Here is a 17604-nt window from a genome sequence, read left to right on the forward strand (position 1 = left end):
CTGTGGAGGGACATCTACACAAGGAAAATTCTGCCGACAAGTTCGTTGACATTTCTGTCGACAATTTTGTAAGCAATCATTGCTTCGAGGCTTTCCGGGTGGAAAGTCGGGAGGAGGGAGCATGGAAGTCACCAATTGCGGAGCGTTGCTGTCGCCCCTCGCCATCAGGGGTGCGCGGCTGAAGAACCGGATCATGTCGACCGGCCATGACACGACGCTTCCGACCGCCGCCCTGGTGAACGACGCCCTCATCGCCTATCAGGAAGCACGCGCCCGCGGCGGTGCCGGGCTGATCATCGTCCAGGTGGCCGGCGTTCATGAAACCGCCAGATACACCAACCATATCCTGATGGCATCGAGCGACGAGTGCATCCCCGGCTACCGCCGACTGGCGGAGGCGGTGCACGCCTACGGCACCACGATATTCGGGCAGCTTTTTCATCCCGGCAGGGAGATCACGGAAGCGCAGGGCGGCCTGCTGGCGGTGGCCTATGCCCCCTCGGAGGTGCCCAACGAGCGATATCACGTGATGCCGCGTCCCCTCAGCGCACCTCTCATCCGCGAGATCGTTTCCTGCTATGGCGACGCTGCACGGCGCTTGTATGAGGCGGGGCTCGACGGGGTCGAGATCGTCGCAAGTCATGGCTATCTCCCAGCCCAGTTCCTGAGCCCCCGCGTCAATGTCCGGACGGACATCTACGGTGGAAGCCTGGAGAACAGGCTTCGCTTCACGCGCGAGGTTCTGGCTGATGTGCGTGCGAAGACGAGCGAGGATTTCGTCGTCGGATTGCGGATTTCGGGCGGGGAGTTCGACCAGCAGGGCATCACCGGCGATGAGGCCCTGGAGGCGATCTGCGCGCTGGAAAAGGACATCGACTACATTCACGTGGTGGCGGGCACATCCGCATCGAGCGGCGGTGCGGTGCACATCGTGCCGCCCATGAGCATCCCCAACGGCTACCTGGCGCCGTTCTCGGCAACGGTGAAGGCGCGAGTTTCAATCCCGGTCTTCGTCACCGGTCGCATCAATCAGCCCCAGGACGCCAACGCGATCATCTCCTCCGGTCGGGCGGACGTCTGCGGTATGACGCGCGCGCTGATCTGCGATCCGCAGATGCCCAAGAAGGTGATCGAGCGGCGGCTCGAGGATATCCGCGCATGCATCGCCTGCAACCAGGCGTGCATCGGGCATTTCCACAAGGGCGCGCCGATCTCGTGCATCCAGCATCCCGTCACCGGACGGGAACTGATCTATGGGAACATCCCGCGTGCTCGGGAGCGGAAGCGCGTGATGGTCGTGGGCGGCGGTCCGGCGGGCATGAAGGCTGCGGTCGTGGCCGCGGAGCGCGGGCACAACGTAACCTTGTTCGAAGCGAGCGGCCGCCTCGGCGGACAGGCGCTGCTCGCGCAGCTTCTGCCAGACCGAATGGAGTTCGGCGGGCTGGTGACCAACCTGGAACGCGAACTCGCGATAGCGCAGGTCCGCGTCATGCGGAATACGCCCGTCGACAGGTCCGTCATCGAGGAATTTGCGCCGGACGCGATCGTCGTGGCCACCGGGGCGCGCCCGTACCATCCGCCCCTGGAGGCTGGTGGCGCACTGAGGATCGTCGACGCCTGGGACGTCCTGGCCGGAAAGGCGAATGTCGCCGGTTCGATCGTCGTTGCCGATTGGCGCTGCGACTGGATCGGCATCGGCATGGCCGTCCACTTCGCCCGCAACGGCAATCGCGTCCAGTTGGCGGTGAACGGAACGATGCCCGGCCAGACGATCCCGCTCTACGTGCGCGATCAATCGAATGCCGAGCTTCGCCGGCTGGGCGTGAGGATCATCCCTTATGCGCGGCTCTATGGCTACGACGACGCGACGGTCTACCTGCAGGATACGGTGAACGATGACCCGATCATCCTCGACGAGGTCGACGCGGTCGTCCTTTGCACCGGCCACCGGTCCGTCAGTGAACTGGCGGACTCGCTCGAGGATTACCCCGGCGAGGTTCACGTCATCGGCGACAGTCTTGCTCCGCGCACGGCGGAAGAGGCGATCTACGACGGATTGCGCGTTGCAGCCGCCATATAGCGGCGCGGGGCGGGAACGACCGCTGCCGGTTCGGAGGACTTGTTGGGTGAAGGCGGCCAGGGCTGAAATGCGAGAAGATTTCCCAGGGGAGAAATCGATCGACGCTCCCGCGAATGATCGGGCCGGCAGCCGGAGCGCCGATCCTCCGGTCCTCCTCAGCGTCCGCAACATCGTGAAGCGCTATGGTAGCGCGGTCGCGGTGAACGACATCTGTCTCGACATCCGCGAAGGCGAACTGCTGACCATGCTGGGCCCCTCCGGTTCCGGCAAGACGACGCTGCTCATGATGCTGGCAGGGTTCGTCGCCCCCACGGAGGGCGAGATGCTGTTCGAAGGCGCGAATGTCGCCCCGCTGCCGCCCGAGAAGCGCAATTTCGGCATGGTGTTCCAGGGCTACGCCCTGTTCCCGCACCTTTCGGTGTTCGACAACGTCGCCTTTCCGCTCCGGGTGCGGCGGCAGCCGAAGCATGTCGTGCGCGAAAAGGTTCTCTCGGCGTTGAAGCTCGTCCATATGGAGCCTTTCGCCGGGCGCATGCCCAAGGCGCTTTCAGGTGGGCAGCAGCAGCGCGTGGCGCTGGCGCGTGCGATCGTCTTCGATCCCAAGGTCCTGCTGCTGGACGAGCCGCTTGGCGCTCTCGACCGGCAGCTGAGAGCCAGCCTGCAGGATGAGCTCAAGGCGCTCCACCGCCGGCTGGGCACGACCTTCGTCTGCGTGACGCACGACCAGGAGGAGGCGATGTCAATGTCGGACCGCGTGGTGGTGATGCGCGAGGGACGGATTGTCCAGATCGGCGAGCCGGCGGCGATCTATTCGCGGCCGCAGACGCGCTTCGTGGCCAACTTTCTCGGCGAGAGCAATGTCCTGGGTGCTCCAGTCGTGGCCTCTGACGGGGGGAGGAGCGTGATCGAGCTCGCCGGCGGACGTTTTCCGGTCGGCGGAGCGACGACCGAGCCCGGCGAGGCCTGCCTCAGCGTCCGGCCCGAGCACATCTCCATCGAATACGATCCACCCGACCGGGAAGCTGGCGAAATCGCGCTCGAGGGCCACGTCCGCGACGTGACATTCGTGGGCGCAGACTACCGGGTGCATCTCGATACGGAAGCTGGGCCGGTCATCGCCCGCTGCCGTACTTCCGAGCAGACCAGAATACCAGGCGCTGGCGATCAGGTCTGGGCGAAATGCCGCGCCAGCGCGGTCTGGCGGGTCATCAACGACTGACTTGTCACATAAGGGAGGAGTGGAATGCGCATGAGGAGATTTCAGGCCCTGAGAGGCCAGCAACTGGACATTGCCGGCAAGATGCTCAGCAACGAGCAGACCCGGCGCGATTTCCTGCGGCTCTGCGCGGCGGCGGGGGTGGCGCCGACGCTTCTCGGCCTGGGCGGAGGGAAGGCGACGGCGCAGGCCAAGGAGATCGTCGTTTCCAACTGGGGCGGCGACTCGAGCAAGGTGCACGAAAAGATTTTCGGCGTTCCCTATACCGAGAAGACCGGCATTCCCGTCCATTTCGACTCGAGCCCGCTCGAAGGCCGCATCAAGGCCATGGTCGATGCCAAGAACGTCATCTGGGACGTAATGGACGTCGATAATTTCTCCTCCATCAAGCTCGGCCGCGAAGGTTATCTGCGCCCGATCGACTACTCGATCGTCAGCCGCGACACGATCCCCGGCACGTCGTTCGAGCACGGCGTGGCCGCTTACGTCATGTCTTACGTGATCGCTTACGACAAATCGAAGTTCCCGGACGGAGCTCCGCAGACCTGGGCCGATTTCTGGGATCTGGAGCGTTTCCCGGGTAAACGGTCGCTTTATAAGTGGCTCACGGGTGCGCTCGACGCCGCGTTGCTCGCGGATGGCGTTGCCAAGGACCAGATCTATCCGATCGACCTGCAGCGGGCACTCGACAAGATCAAGCAGATCAAGGAGCACGTGGTGTTCTGGGACTCCGGCGCCGAAAGCCAGCAGCTGCTGCGCAGCGGCGATGTCACCATGGCCTGCATCTGGAACAGCCGCGCCCATATGCTGGAGAACGAAACCGACGGGCGCATCACCTTCCATTGGAACGAGGCCATCGCTTACGGCGATGCCTGGAGCGTGCCGAAGGACAATCCGGCCGGCGACCTCGTATGGCCGTTCATCGCTTCCATGCAGGAGGTGGACAAGCAGCTTGGCCTCTTGGCCGAGCTCGGTGCCGGCCCCGTCACGGTCGCGGCGAGCGAGAAGACGCCTCCGGAGCTGCAGCGCATCAATCCTGCCCATCCGGAAAACTGGAAGCTGCAGACCCTGATGGATGCCCAGTGGTGGTCGGAGAACTACGACCAGGCGCTGGCTGCCTACACCGACATGATCGCCGGTTGAGGGTTTCCCGATGAACGACCAGCCCCGGCTCATGGCGCTCGTGGCACCCATGTTCGTGCTCTTGGGGCTGGTCTACCTCGTGCCGCTTTTCGGCGTCCTGTTGATCAGCGTGACCGAGCCCCAGCTCGGGCTCGGCAACTACGCGCAGGTCCTTCAATCCTCCGCGGTGGCCAAGGTGGCGCTCACCACGCTCCGCATCTGCGGGATCACGACGATCCTGAGCGTCGTGATCGGCTACATTCTAGCCTATGTCTATATCGCCGCTTCTCCCGGCATGCGGCGCATGATGATGCTTTTCATCCTGGTGCCGCTCTGGACCTCCGTTCTCATCCGTACTTTCGCATGGCTGATGATCCTGGGGGACAACGGTCCTGTGAACGGGGTGATGCAGTCCATGGGCTTTGAGCGCCTGGCGATGATGCATAACGAGCTCGGCGTCGTGATCGGCATGACGCACTATCTGGTGCCCTATGCGATGCTCACGATTCTTGCCGGCATGGCAGGCATCGATGAGCGGCTCATCATGGCATCGCGCGGCCTTGGCGCCGGCCCGGTGCTGACTTTCCTGAAGGTCTACTTTCCTCTCACCCTGCCGGGCGTGTTTGCGGGCACGGTTCTCGTGCTCGTTCTGGCGCTCGGCTTCTATGTCACCCCGATCATTCTCGGTGGCGGACGGGTCGTGATGATCGGCGAATATATCAGCACACAGATTCTGCTCATCTCCCGCTGGGGCGTTGGCTCCGTGCTGGCCACACTGCTGATGCTTCTGGTCCTCCTCACTATCGCGCTCGCGGCCCGTGCAGTCGACCTGCGCCGGATCTTCACCGTATGACGATGCGGTTCCGCTATTCGCTGCCGTTCTACATCGTGGCCTGGAGCGCGCTGCTCTTCCTCATGGCGCCGATTTTCGTGGTCGTTCCGGTGTCATTGACGCCAACGAGCTTCCTGTCGTTTCCGACGGAAGGACTGTCGCTGCGTCACTATCAGCAGCTCTTCCAGGATCCGGCCTGGTATCGCTCCATGGGCCAGAGCGTCATCATCGGCCTCTGCTCGACCGTGCTGGCAACCGCGGTCGGCACTGCGGCGGCGATAGGTGCGTTGCGGCTCGGCGGCACGCTGGCCATGACAACGCGTGTCTTGGCGCTGCTGCCTCTTATCGTCCCGCCGGTGGTCTCCGCGCTCGCACTTTACCGCAGCTGGGTCCTGCTCGGGCTATTCGACAGCTGGGCAGGCACAATTCTGGCACACGCCATCCTCGGCGTGCCCTATGTGTTCATCACGGTCTCGGCGGCACTTTCACGGCTTGATCCGAGCATCGCCATGGCGGCGCGCAACCTTGGGGCGGGGTGGGCGCGCACCCAGCTCCAGATTGTCCTTCCGAACATTCGCTCCGGCGTTTTCGCCGGCGCAGTCTTCGCCTTCATCACTTCCTGGGACGAGCTCGTGGTGACGCTCTTCATCACCAGCCGAGGCATCTTCACTCTTCCCCGGCGAATGTGGGACGGCATCCGCGAGAATATCAGCCCGACAATCGCAGCAGTAGCCACAATTCTCATCCTCTTCAGCATCCTGCTGCTGCTCGCAATGCGTCTCATACGAGGTCGCGATGCATGACATGAATCTTCCATGTGGCTGCATCGGCAAATAGGTCTGGAAATGAAGATCGGGCATTTTATCGGCGGGGAATGGATTTCGGCCGCGGCTGGCCGGGGAATTCCGGTGGAGAATCCCGCCAGCGGCGAAATTTTCGCGGAGGTTCCAGCCGGCGGCCGGGCGGAGGCCGAGCGGGCGCTCGATGCGGCTTCGGCTGCAGCCAAAGCCTGGGCACGCACACCGGCCGTCGCGCGCGCTGCGTATCTTCAGGAGGTAGCCGGACTTCTGCGCGAGCGCGTCGACAGCTTCGCCGAGACCATCATGTCGGAGCAAGGGAAGCCTCTTACCCAGGCGCGCGGCGAGGTGATGGGAACGGCCCTGCACCTCGATTACCACGCGCAATGGGCCCGCCGCATCGAAGGTGACACCCTCGCCTCCGAGAATTCCGGCGAGCACATCCTCATCCTGCGTGTTCCCTATGGCGTGGTCGTCGGCCTCATTCCCTGGAACTACCCTCTGTCGCTCACCGCGCGCAAAGTCGCCCCGGCGCTAATCGCGGGCAATACGATCGTGGTGAAGCCCCATGAAGTGACGCCGCTTTCGGCGCTCAGGCTCGCTGCTCTTTTCGAGGAAGTCGGCCTTCCGCGCGGCGTGCTCAATGTGGTGACGGGGACCGGAACCGAGCTTGGCGAAGCGCTGGTCGGCAGCAAGAAGACCAACCTGGTCACCCTCACGGGCAGCGTTCGCGCCGGCCGCGAGGTCATGCGGCGCGCCGCCGACAACATCATACAGGTATCGCTGGAACTGGGAGGAAAGGCTCCGCTCATCGTTTGTGAGGATGCCGACCTCGATTATGCCGCCGAACGGGCCGTATTCGCGCGCTTCCGCAACTGCGGCCAGGTCTGCACCTCCAACGAACGAACATATGTGCAGGAGGCGGTCTTTCAGCCCTTCATGGAAAAGTTCCTGGCCCGTGTCCAGTCCTTGGGCATCGGCGATCCCCGGAGCGATCCGGATGTGGGCCCGAAAGTAAGCCGTGTGGAAGTCGAAAAGGTGGAGGCCATGGTGGCGCGCGCCGTCGAGCAGGGGGCACGGGTGCTCACGGGGGGAGGGCGCATGTCGGGTGGCCCCTTCGATCGCGGGCATTGGTTCCAGCCGACGGTACTCACAAACCTGCACCCCTCGATGGACATCGTCCGCCAGGAGGTGTTCGGCCCTGTGGCCAGCGTGATCTCCTTCACTGATTTCGATGACGCCCTGCAACAGGCCAATGATTCCGACTACGGACTCTCGGCCTATCTCTTCACCCACGACTACCGGAAGGTGATGCGCGCGGTGAACGAGCTCGAGTTCGGCGAGGTCTATGTCAATCGGGTTGGCCCTGAGGCGGTCAACGCCTATCACACGGGGTACCGCCTGAGCGGCATCGGCGGTGATGACGGGCGCTATGGTTTCGAGACCTATATGCGCAAGAAGACCGTCTACCTGAGCTCGAACTGATCGCGGGGCCGTCGGCTGTCGAGATGCTGCAGGAGCTCGTCAGCGACCTCTTCCAGATTCCTAGCGCCCTATCCGCCTTGACATGATCCTTTACTTGATGAGATGTGCAAGGCCGGCCTCTGCGATGCGAACTGGCTGGCTTTAGCCGTCCTGCTTCCGGCGCAAGATCGATCGTCACTTGCGCACCTCTCCGGTTCGATCTCCCTTCATATCGTGCTTTGCGTCCGGTCTGCCGGCGCCTTGCCTTTCGCGGGTAGCACGACGACCTTGGCGCCGTTTGGAACCCGCCGATAAAGATCGATGATATCCTGGTTCATCATGCGGATGCAGCCCGACGAGATGGATCGCCCGATCGACCACGGCTGATTGGTGCCGTGGATTCGATAGAGCGTGTCCTTGCCGTTTTCGAACAGGTAGAGTGCGCGGGCGCCCAGCGGGTTGTTTTCGCCGGCTTCCATGCCGTTTGCCCACGTTTGATACTTTTCCGGTTCGCGCGCGATCATGTCGCGGGTCGGCGTCCAGCGCGGCCATTGGCGCTTGTAGCCGACATTGGCAGTGCCCGACCATTCCATGCCTTCACGGCCGACGCCGACCCCGTAACGCAGCGCCTTTCCACCCTCCTGCACGAGGTAGAGATAGCGGTTTGCCGGGTCGACCACGATCGTGCCCGGCGGCTGGCCGGTAGGATCCTCGACCGACTGACGTCGGTATTGCGGCTTCAGCGTGCTCAACGAGACAGCCGGAACGGGAAATGGTTCGTCGGTCAGGGCGGCGTAGCGGTTCTGCTCATTGGGTGCATGGGAAGCTAAATCGATCCGTGGCGTCTCGGCCGAAACGCAGGCTGCCACGCCGGATAATAGGAGAGCGGTGGCTGCCAGCCGGACTGTCTGACGAAAACGCATCGAGAACGTCATTCGGCGACCCGGTCGCCTGCAGCTTGACGGCGGCGTGCTTCCGCGAGCGCTTCCTTAAAGCCTGCATAGTCGAGCGTCGAGGTGCGGAAAGGGCCAATGAGATAGGTCGGCGTGCCTTGCAGGCCGAGCGACTCCGCCTGTGCCATATTCCGCCGAAGCAGGGCCATGATCTTATCATCATTGGCCTGGAGATCGGCTTGCAGCCGGGCCGTATCGATGCCGGCCCGTTTTACTGCCTCGAGCATCTTCTGCTTCGGTATCTGCCGGCCCGGAATCGCCATCAATGTGTGGTGAACGAGGTCGTACTTGCCCTGATACTTGGCGGCGAGCGCGAGCTGGGCGCCGTAAACGGAGGCTTCCGTCAGGATCGGCCAATCCTTGTAGACCAGACGGACCCTTCCGTCGTCCCTAACGATACGGTCCAGATCGGGAGTCGACTTTTTACAGAATGGGCAATTGTAGTCAGTGAAAACGACAATGGTGACGTCGCCCTTCGGATTGCCGGTTTCCGGCGCCTCAGGGTCATGCAGGATCGCCGTGACATCGACGCCTTGCGCGCGGGTGGAAGCGGCCATGCCGATAAAGGCCGAGGCTGTAACAGTGCCGGCCAGGGTGAGAAAAAATCTGCGATGCATAGGGTCTCCTTTGAGGGTGTGGTTCATAGGCCGGCGCTTTCGAGCCGCCGCGTCATCTCTTCCTCCGTGACCGGACCGACGATTCGCGAGCCATGGATCTCGCGGCCGCGGGCGTCGAGGAGGAACAGCGTGGGGGGACCGACGACTGAAAAGCGGGCCATGAGTTCTCGGGCCGGTTCGTTTTGCGTGGTGACGTCGGCGGCGATGATCGGCAACGCGCGCAGTCGATCGCGGATCGCCGGCTTGTTCATGATGGTTTCGTTGGATCTGCAGACCGTGCACCAGTCCGCTGTGAAGGAGATCATCGCCGGCCGTCCCGAAGCCGTCGCGGCCGCGAGTGCGGCTTCGAAATCGGTGAGAGAGGACACCCGCCGCACATCTGCGGCCGGCGCGCGCGCCTCCTGGCTCGCGTTGAGGAGGGCCAAGGGACGCACGGGATCGTCCGCGCCGCTGGCAGCGCCCACAAGGAGGATCGCGCCGTACACCGCCGCGACCAGTCCTGTGGCCTTGGCAAGCCTATTTTGCCAACCGCTGGCCGGGGCGAGCCGGTCGAAAGCGCCGAGGAAGACGCCGCTGCCGATCGCCAGCGCCCCCCAAAGGGCGAGGGCAGCGGGAGCAGGCAGCAGGCGCGCGACGAGCGTCGCCGCGACGCCCAGGAACACCGCACCGAACGCCTTGCGGACGGCGACCATCCATGGCCCGGACCGCGGCAGGATGCGTGCGCCGAAAGTCCCGACGGCGATCAGCGGCAAACCCATGCCGAGGCCGAGGAAGAACAGCGCCGCCGCTCCCCGCGCCGCTTCCCCGGTCTGCACGGCATAGAGCATCGCCGCGGCGAGCGGCGGCGTCACGCAGGGACCGACGATCAGCGCCGATCCGAAGCCGAGGAGGGCGGCTCCTCCCAACGATCCGCTCCGGCGCTTGCCGGTCAGCCGTGCCGCCAAGGCCGGCGGCAGTGACAGCTCGAAGAGATCGAACATCGAGAGCGCAAGCACTATGAAGACCGCGGCCGCGAGCGAAAGCGCCAGGGGGGTCTGCAGCAGGGTCTGGAGGTTCGCGCCCGACCAGCCGGCGGCAAGCCCGACGAGACCGTAAGCCCCGGCCATCGCAAGAACGTAACTTGTCGAGAGGGCCAAGCCGCGCGTCATCGACAGCCGTTCTCCGGCGCCCGCCAGCATAGCCGACAGGATCGGGATCATCGGAAAGACGCAGGGCGTCAACGACAACAGCAGGCCAAAGCCGAGGAAGGCGGTCGCCATTGCGAGCATGTTGCCGGATAGGAAAGCCGCTGAGCTCGCGCCGGCGGCGTCATCGGACGCTGTCGCTCGGACCTCGACCGCAGGCGTGCTGGTGGATTGCTCTTCTTCGCTGCCCAGACCGCGCGCCGCTGCGTTAACCGACATAGTGGCGAGATCGACCGTCTTGCGAATGGGTGGATAGCAGATGCCCTCTTCAGCGCAGCCCTGGTAGCCGACCTCCAGCGTTCCAGAGCCCAGCGCGCCGCCGATACGCCCGGTCACGCTGCCGTGGTAGATTTCGACGCGTCCGAAATTCGGGTCATCCTTGTCCTCACCGACCGGTGTGCCGATCGCGACGGCCTTACCGTCCTGTGTCGCCTTCAGGCTGTCTCGGTAGAGGTAGTTGCCGGGGGCCGCGGTCCAAATGAGTTGCAGGGTGCCATCGCTCTCCCGCAGCGCGCGGAGCGAAAACACGCTATCCGCTGCCGATTGCATCTGTGCGCCGGCACTCGCCGAATGAAGGAGGATTGGAAATCCTGCCAGGAGAAGGGCTACGAGCCTGACGAGATGAAGCATGACCGCCTTTGCGCTTCGATTGATTTGCCGCGAGGCGGAAAATGGTGCCGCACCTTAAGTCAGCCTTAAGGTGCACCTAACAGCTGGAGCAGATCACAAAGCTTGAGGAACGACCGTGCGGATTCTTGTCGTCGAGGATGATCCCATCCTTTCGAACGGGCTGAAGGTGGGCTTGGGCTTCGACGGCTCGGTTGTCGATAGCGTTGCCGCATGCGCCGACGCCCACGTGGCGCTGGCGACCGCAAGGTTCGATGCCGTCGTCCTCGACATCATGCTGCCGGACGGCTCGGGGCTCGACGTTCTGAGGGACATGCGTGATCGGGGAGACACGACGCCAGTGATCTTGTTGACCGCGCTCGACGACACGCCGGATCGTGTGCGCGGCCTGGACACGGGCGCCGACGACTATCTCGGCAAGCCCTTCGACCTCGATGAGCTGGCCGCCCGATTGCGCGCCGTTGCCCGGCGCAACGAAGGGCGCGCCGCTCCGGTGCTGCGTGCCGCCGGGATAGCACTCGACCCGGCAGGACTGACCGTAACGGCGTCAGGCGAAACGGTTTCCCTTTCCAGGCGGGAATTCGCAGTGCTCTCGGCCCTTATGGAACGGCCCGGCGTCATCCGCTCGCGCTCCGACCTCGAAGACCGGCTCTATGGATGGCAGGAGGAGATCGAGAGCAATGCGGTCGAAGTCCACATTCATAACCTGCGAGCCAAGCTCGGACGGACGGCGATCGAAACCATACGGGGCCTTGGCTATCGCCTGAGGACGTCGACGTGACGTCGCTTCGCCGCCGGCTCTTCGCTCTGCTGCTCCTCGCCACCGGGGTCATTTGGCTGAGCGCAACGGCCTGGATCTATGTCGGCAGCCGCTCCGAACTGGAGCATGTACTCGACACGCGGCTCCAGGAGGCCGCGAGGATGGTGCATTCGCTCGTCTCGAGCGGCAACATGGCAACTGCTGCTGCGGCGCCCGAATTCGAGGAGGCCGGCTATGCCCGCCAGCTCTCCTGCCAGATCTGGTCGTTTGACGGCCGCCTGCTGGCGCGTTCGAGCGGCGCGCCGCTCGAAAGCCTGGCAGAAGAGGGCGAGGGATTCGCCGACCATGAGGTGAAGGGAGAGATTTGGCGCGTCTATACCATCGTGGATGCGCATAAAGGTGTGCGCGTGGCGGTCGGTGACAGGATCGGCCTGCGCGACCGGCTTGTGCGCGATCTGGTGGCCGGCCTGATCTGGCCGGCTGTCCTGATCGTCCCCCTCCTCGGCATTCTGCTATGGCTGAGCCTTGGTCGCGGTCTCGGCCCGCTCAACGCCGCCGCGCGTGAGATCGCCGCTCGCGACGGCGAGGACATGCAGCCGATCGACAGCAGGAACACGCCCACTGAGATCAGGCCGCTGCTCGCTGCGCTGAACGGCCTGTTCGAAAAGGTGGAGGCCGCGCGGCGACACGAACGCGACATCACCGCCTTTGCCGCGCATGAATTGCGCACGCCACTCGCGGGGCTCAAGACCCAGGCGCAGGTCGCTCTCACGGCTCCGAATGGCCCAACCCGGAATGCTGCCTTGCAGCAGATCGTGGTGTCCGTGGACCGCACGACCCGGCTGACCCGCCAACTCCTCGCCTTGGCGAAACTGGAAGCCATGCCGGAGCGTGTCCAGCCCAGCAAGGTCGATACAAGCGGGGTCCTGCGCGACGTGATCGCCGCCTGTGTGACGCCGGCCGGCATCGAGGTCGAGATCGCCCCGGAGCTCGAAGGGCTGTTGCTGCCCGGAGATGTCGATACCCTACATCTCGTTTTGAGAAACCTGCACGAGAACGCGGTCGAACACGCGCGCAGCTGCGTTTCCTGGAGCATTTTGCCGGGTGGCTACGGCATCGTCGTGGAGGACGACGGTCCCGGCTTACCCGACGAAGAATTGCCCCTTATCACAAAGCGTTTCTACCGCGGTCGCCACAAGAGCCTGTCCGGCTCCGGGCTCGGCCTCACGATTGCCGAAATGGCGTCAGGCAGGCTGGGCGCGACGCTGGCATTTTGCTCCCGCGCAGATGCATCGGGGCTGCGGGCAGTTGTGCGTTGGAAGCAGTAGCCGGCGTCGGCGTCTATGTCACGAATCGATTTGTCGAGCAGGTACGACGCGCCGGGCTCCGCGGTGTCTCGTTCAGAGCGTTGTGGAACTCGGCCGATCCATGATTTTGATTGCTTGTTCGAGTCCGGCGACCGATCCCTGCGAGCATCTGTTTACATCGAGCCATTTTGCACCAGCCGAAGCTGCCACAGGATGCAACGCGATCCTCCCTTCCCAGGCGCACAAACCTCACCCACTGACGCGGGCGGGGGTTCTCTCCTAACCGTTACCGATTACTACCGAGTGCTTCTGCCAGTCCGACGAGAAGTCCTTCGGGGCCGCGGATGTAGCAGAGCCGATACGAGTCCTCGTACTGAACCACTTCGCCGACGAGCTGCGCACCGTGCTTGCCGAGCCTGGTGAGTGTTTCGTCGATGTCGCTCACTGCAAACATAGCACGCAGGTAGCCGAGGGCGTTCACCGGCGCGTTCCGGTGATCGGCCACTACAGACGGGGTGAGAAAACGCGAGAGCTCGAGGCGGCTGTGGCCGTCGGGAGTGATCATCATGGCGATCTCGACGCGCTGATTACCCAGTCCGGTGACGCGTCCGGCCCATTCTCCTTCAACCATCGCTCGACCCTCAAGCGTCAGCCCAAGCTCGGTGAAAAAAGAGATGGCATCATCGAGAGATTCCACCACGATGCCGACATTGTCCATTCGTAGCAATTTGCTTTTAGTCATGATTTCGGTTGTGTCCCTGGTGATGTTGTAGCTGCTGGACGGTGGCGGAGCCGCTTGCGACCGTGGAAAGCGAGCATTCTTGTGCCTTGCATCCAGAGGACGAACAACTGGCGCGCCTCACGACCACAAGACCTCGTTTTCTTCGCCACAAGATTTCGCAGTTCGAACTCGTCATCGGAGCTGGCCGGACCGCGGATATTCGAGTTGCATGGAGACGATGTTCGTCGTGCGGGAGCCGTAGCGCGCGGCGATTGCAACAAGCGCCAGATCAAGAGCATCCGCCGGCCTCTGATCGGAGAAGCTGTAGGTGCGCCTCGCTGCCGACCAATCGGCTGCCATCTCTTCAGGAATGATGGGGATATGGTCCCGGGTCTCGATCGCTCCCGGCGAGGCCGCGAACGTCACGGCCCTCGACCTGTAGGTGCGCGACCACGCGTCGGCCACGAAAGCAAGGGACACTTCGTCCATGCCGGGCCGCAGTTCGATGCCGACCTGCTCCCGGTTCCAGAAGGCGAGGGTGTTGGCGAGTACCGTCGTCGCGAACGGACGCGTCAGCTTGAAGGCGTTGCTGTCATGCCGGACATCCCACGACGACATGCCGAGATCGCGGGCGACTTCTTCGGTTTTCTGGCGTCCGGCGATGGCCTCGATCAAGGTCAGCATCATCGGCATCGATGCTGTGATGCCCGTGGTCGTGACGACACCGCGATCGGCCACGATCCGCCGGTTCGCGACATAGATGATCGACGGGTGCCAGGCGAGCAGCTCCTTCACGTAGTACCAATGGGTGGTCGCACGCTTGCCATCCAGCAGGCCCGCCGCGGCGACGACCTTGGCGCCGGCGCAGACGCCTATGACGATGGCCCCCTTTCCGGCCTGCCTTTTGAGCCAGTCGAGAACCACCGGGTCATCGTCGCGGCTCATGGCTGGAACGACGACATAGTCGGCGCCCTGCGGGTTGCGCGCGTCGAATTCCGCGATGGTGGCGTCAGGCTCGACGGTGAGCGCTGGGAAGAGCTTCACCGGACCTGGCCCGGTCGCCAGCGTCACGACATCCGCGACATCGGCACGGCGTAGAATCCCGGTGGGCACGAGATAGTCGGTGGTCTCGGTGGCGTCGTTGATGCCCACGACCGCAATGAGCGGTTGCTCCCGCTTCGGCGGTTTCAACGAAGCCAGCATAGCGTCCATTTCGTGTTGCTCGACCCGCGGTGCCTTTGCAGTGACCGACGTCGGAGGCAGGCTAACCAGCCAGGCGCCGAAGCCCGCCAGCGAAAGTACGAGCAGCGCCAGCCCGTCCCAAATGAAATATCGCATCAACATGATCTGGTTTTTCCGAACGGAGGCCTCACCCATTCAGTCTCAAGCTACCGGGGCGGGAGTCTGGCGGAAATGTCAAAGATATGGCATTTTCTGCCAATGCATCGCGTGGTCTTCGCTGTCTATCCGGGCTTTGAGATTCTGGATGTGTCCGGGCCGGGTTCCGCCTTCAGCAGCGCCAACCGCGCGTTTGGGGCGGGCGGCCAACCGCGTTTCTATTCGGTCGATCTGGTTTCGGCGTGCGGCGGACCGGTGGCCAGCAGCAGCGGGGTCGCCGTCGAGACGCGCTGCATCGACGAACTTGCCGCCGAGGCGATCGATACGCTGCTGATTGCCGGCGCTGAGCGGGAGCCGCTGCTGCAGGCGATGGCCGACCGGGCGATGCGCGAGGCGCTTCCGCAACTCGCGAGCCGGGCCGGGAGGTTGGGCTCGGTCTGCACCGGGGCCTTCATCCTTGCGGCTCTCGGCCTCCTCGACGGCCGTCGCGTCGCCACCCATTGGGAGGCCTGTGCGCCGCTGGCCGCGGCCTTTCCTGGGGTGGAGGTCGATCCCGATTCGCTCTATGTCGTGGACGGGCGGCTCTGGACCTCGGCCGGAGTGACGACCGGCATCGACATGGCGCTGGCGATGATCGCCGAAGACCTCGGCGCCGCGATCGCCAGCGAGGTCGCCAAGCGGCTGGTGCTCTATGCGCGCCGCCCTGGCTACCAATCGCAGTTCAGTCCGGTGCTGCAGGCGCAAGCCAAGGCCGACAGCCCCTTTGCCGATCTGATCGGGTGGATCCATGGCAATCTCGATGGAGCGCTGGAGGTGCCCGTGCTGGCCGCCCGCGCCGGCCTGACCGAGCGCACCTTCCATCGCAAATTCGTTGCGGCGACCGGCGAGACGCCGGCCCGCTTCGTCGAGATGGCGCGGCTGGATGCCGCCCGCATGCTGCTGTCGCGCGGATCGTCGCTGAAATCCGTCGCCGCGCAGGTGGGACTGTTTCCGGCGACACGCCTTACCGAGGCGTTCGAGCGCCGGTTCGGCGTCTCGCCGCGGCTATTCCGCGACATGCACGCCGAACTGGTTTAGCCCGATATCAAAATCCCGCTGACAAAAAGCAGCACTACCGCGGTCGCTCCATGGATGCCGAGCGCTGGGTTCCTCATTTCGATTGAGCCCATGCTCACTCTCAACGGACGCGATGAGACAGGCCCTGGCCGACAGCAATCAGTCCTCCGGCACTCAACCCGGCAAGCGGCACGGAGCTCTCAGCCGGCCCAGGCGTGAGCCTGAAACGCTGCTTCGAGAGGCGGCTTGGTGATGCTGCCAGGCGGCGGCATGCAGGCCTATCCAATGAAGCGACGCCTGAGACGAACTGGAAAGTCTGGGTTTCATCTAGGATTTTGCTACGGTGCGTCCTTTTCTAGCCCCTCGAGTTCCTCGCCGATTGATGAAAGTGCCTCTCGCAGCGTTGTCACCGCTGTCTCGCGTTGCTTGTCCTGCATCAGCGCGAGCCCTTTCTTGATCGCCTCCTTCCAAGACGGCCCTCTATTCCACGCTTCTGCGAAAACCTCGGCAAGATCTGTCTGGCGGCGGGTGACCTTGAGCGCCTCGAACAGGAGCCCAGCCTGATGGACATCCTTTTCACGTTTTGCGATCCCGTTCGCATAAGATTGTCTGCGAGAAGCAACTATCAGCTTGTGAACCGCATACCTCTCCGGTGACGGCACGGTGACCGGCACTCCCGAGCGATGAAGCATCACCGTCCTGACGGGTTCATGGATCAGGAAGTCAAGAAACCGCAAAGGCTGTGCCGATGCCCCGCCCAAGGCAGGCATGGGACTGGCACGGTCGGCATGGTCGTCGGAACCTCTGTTCAGCGTCAGGAACTCGACCTTGTATCTCGATGCATTCTCGAACTGGGTCACCTGTTTGGGATCGGAGAGATGCGGTATCTCTCGAAAGGTTGGGTCCACGCTTGCAAGAATGTCGAGCACGGGAGGCAAGCTGTCCTCTACGAAGGATGAAACCGAATAGTGCTGGGCGAAGTCGACGTCGCCAGTCTGAAGAGATGCACCAGGAAGCCTCACGCCCAGATGCCCGGCGTAGGTCTGGAAAGCCACTGTGCCAACGAGGACGCCTCGAAGACGGAAGATCCCTGCGTTCCCCATGGCTTCGACGATATCACCCGCAAAGCGGTCGGGCGCCATCAGCCCGGCCTGGCGTGTCAGCGTCGACACGAGTTTTCGCCGAGCACGGAGGTCGTCCTTGATTTCCTGGAAGGCGGCTACCCTCTTGGCGATCTCGGGATCATGGGCTGGGCCGACATATTTTCGTGTCTTCGTTGGCTGCGTCTCCTCGAAATACCAGTAATCTCTGCTCTTCACGGGAACGCGGACGAAATTTCCGGCTGTCGAGAAGTCCATTTCAAACGATGCATCGAGGCTCCGCTGCACCAGTTCGGCGAACATCGTCCGGTACACGAGGTCGAGCATTTTCATTGGCAAGGCCTCCGTTATAAGAAAATTGCAAACTTCTTATAACTGGCGCTCAGTGTGCTCAGCAAGTGCGACCTCAGGCGCGGCACTCGACGCCCTC

General features: G+C 63.5%; 15 protein-coding genes. 9 read left to right on the forward strand and 6 right to left on the reverse strand.

Features of this window, described 5'->3' with window-relative positions; genetic code table 11:
- Window positions 1–121 precede the first annotated feature (121 nt).
- The 6 genes from SAZ10_RS23545 (at window position 122) to aldA (ending at window position 7532) form a co-directional block, all read left to right on the forward strand.
- On the forward strand, window positions 122–2080 hold the full coding sequence (locus SAZ10_RS23545; protein WP_318611832.1) for an FAD-dependent oxidoreductase: 1959 nt from the start codon (window positions 122–124) through the stop codon (window positions 2078–2080).
- Between the two features lie 67 nt (window positions 2081–2147).
- Window positions 2148–3299: an ABC transporter ATP-binding protein gene (locus SAZ10_RS23550; RefSeq protein WP_318611833.1), complete on the forward strand. Its 1152-nt coding sequence runs from the start codon at window positions 2148–2150 to the stop codon at window positions 3297–3299.
- A 30-nt stretch (window positions 3300–3329) separates the two neighbouring features.
- A complete protein-coding gene (locus tag SAZ10_RS23555) occupies window positions 3330–4439 on the forward strand; it encodes an extracellular solute-binding protein (RefSeq protein ID WP_318611834.1) in 1110 nt (369 codons plus the stop codon).
- Between the two features lie 10 nt (window positions 4440–4449).
- Window positions 4450–5271 (forward strand): ABC transporter permease, encoded by an 822-nt coding sequence (locus SAZ10_RS23560; protein ID WP_318611835.1) that lies wholly within the window; start codon window positions 4450–4452, stop codon window positions 5269–5271.
- The gene (locus SAZ10_RS23565; RefSeq protein ID WP_318611836.1) at window positions 5268–6053 is read left to right on the forward strand and encodes an ABC transporter permease; all 786 of its coding nucleotides are present in this window, start codon (window positions 5268–5270) and stop codon (window positions 6051–6053) included. The genes SAZ10_RS23560 and SAZ10_RS23565 overlap by 4 nt, the downstream gene beginning before the upstream one ends.
- 42 nt (window positions 6054–6095) lie before the next feature.
- Window positions 6096–7532, forward strand: coding sequence for an aldehyde dehydrogenase (gene aldA, locus SAZ10_RS23570; RefSeq protein ID WP_318611837.1), 1437 nt, complete (start codon window positions 6096–6098; stop codon window positions 7530–7532).
- Window positions 7533–7738: 206 nt separating this feature from the next.
- Here aldA and SAZ10_RS23575 read toward each other — a convergent pair whose 3' ends face one another.
- The 3 genes from SAZ10_RS23575 to dsbD are packed head-to-tail and all read right to left on the reverse strand — an operon-like array spanning window position 7739 to window position 10895.
- Entirely contained in the window at window positions 7739–8446 is a 708-nt protein-coding gene (locus tag SAZ10_RS23575) for a L,D-transpeptidase (RefSeq protein ID WP_318611838.1), read from the reverse strand.
- The gene (locus tag SAZ10_RS23580; RefSeq protein ID WP_412535287.1) at window positions 8443–9081 is read right to left on the reverse strand and encodes a DsbA family protein; all 639 of its coding nucleotides are present in this window, start codon (window positions 9079–9081) and stop codon (window positions 8443–8445) included. The genes SAZ10_RS23575 and SAZ10_RS23580 overlap by 4 nt, the downstream gene beginning before the upstream one ends.
- A gap of 23 nt (window positions 9082–9104) precedes the next feature.
- Window positions 9105–10895, reverse strand: coding sequence for a protein-disulfide reductase DsbD (gene dsbD, locus SAZ10_RS23585; RefSeq protein WP_318611839.1), 1791 nt, complete (start codon window positions 10893–10895; stop codon window positions 9105–9107).
- Between the two features lie 115 nt (window positions 10896–11010).
- On the opposite strand from dsbD, the gene SAZ10_RS23590 reads away from it, so the two are divergent.
- Both SAZ10_RS23590 and SAZ10_RS23595 read left to right on the forward strand, forming a co-directional pair.
- Window positions 11011–11673, forward strand: coding sequence for a response regulator transcription factor (locus SAZ10_RS23590; protein WP_318611840.1), 663 nt, complete (start codon window positions 11011–11013; stop codon window positions 11671–11673).
- Entirely contained in the window at window positions 11670–12980 is a 1311-nt protein-coding gene (locus SAZ10_RS23595; RefSeq protein ID WP_318611841.1) for an ATP-binding protein, read from the forward strand. The genes SAZ10_RS23590 and SAZ10_RS23595 overlap by 4 nt, the downstream gene beginning before the upstream one ends.
- A gap of 265 nt (window positions 12981–13245) precedes the next feature.
- Here the strand turns inward: SAZ10_RS23595 and SAZ10_RS23600 are convergent, their stop codons facing one another.
- Window positions 13246–13701: a VOC family protein gene (locus SAZ10_RS23600; protein WP_318611842.1), complete on the reverse strand. Its 456-nt coding sequence runs from the start codon at window positions 13699–13701 to the stop codon at window positions 13246–13248.
- A 171-nt stretch (window positions 13702–13872) separates the two neighbouring features.
- Window positions 13873–15024, reverse strand: a complete 1152-nt coding sequence (locus SAZ10_RS23605) for a DJ-1/PfpI family protein (RefSeq protein ID WP_318611843.1) — start codon at window positions 15022–15024, stop codon at window positions 13873–13875.
- A gap of 69 nt (window positions 15025–15093) precedes the next feature.
- Here SAZ10_RS23605 and SAZ10_RS23610 point away from each other — a divergent pair, with 69 nt between their 5' ends.
- The gene (locus SAZ10_RS23610) at window positions 15094–16095 is read left to right on the forward strand and encodes a GlxA family transcriptional regulator (RefSeq protein ID WP_318611844.1); all 1002 of its coding nucleotides are present in this window, start codon (window positions 15094–15096) and stop codon (window positions 16093–16095) included.
- 317 nt (window positions 16096–16412) lie between these two features.
- Here SAZ10_RS23610 and SAZ10_RS23615 read toward each other — a convergent pair whose 3' ends face one another.
- Entirely contained in the window at window positions 16413–17507 is a 1095-nt protein-coding gene (locus tag SAZ10_RS23615; RefSeq protein ID WP_318611845.1) for a GSU2403 family nucleotidyltransferase fold protein, read from the reverse strand.
- Window positions 17508–17604: the final 97 nt, after the last annotated feature.

Source organism: Mesorhizobium sp. BAC0120, assembly GCF_033542235.1.
Lineage (GTDB): Bacteria > Pseudomonadota > Alphaproteobacteria > Rhizobiales > Rhizobiaceae > JAWRCU01.